1 pseudogene is annotated in these 316 nt (G+C 70.3%); it reads left to right on the top strand.

Annotated features, from left to right (window positions below):
• Positions 1-316: pseudogene (locus ACLZOT_RS51320) on the top strand (HAD family hydrolase); the annotation flags it as partial.

Genomic DNA, 316 nt, shown 5'->3' on the forward strand with positions numbered 1-316 from the left:
GTCAGGACGAGGCCCGCGGGCAGTGGCCGGGCCCTGAGCGAGGCGTACGACACGGCGCTGCTCGACCTCGACGGTGTGGTGTACGCGGGCGGTAATGCGATCGGGCATGCCGTCGAATCGCTTGCCGTGGCCCGGGCGGGCGGGATGCATCTCGCGTATGTCACGAACAACGCCCTGCGGACGCCGGATGTCGTGGCCGCGCATCTGACAGCGCTGGGGATACCCACCGTCGCCGACGATGTGATCACCTCGGCGCAGGCGGTGGCCCGGCTGATCAGTGAGCAGGTGCCGGAGGGCTCCCGGGTGCTGGTGATCG

Origin of the sequence: Streptomyces sp. 4F14 (assembly GCF_048159485.1) — a bacterium.
In the GTDB taxonomy this organism is placed as follows: domain Bacteria; phylum Actinomycetota; class Actinomycetes; order Streptomycetales; family Streptomycetaceae; genus Streptomyces.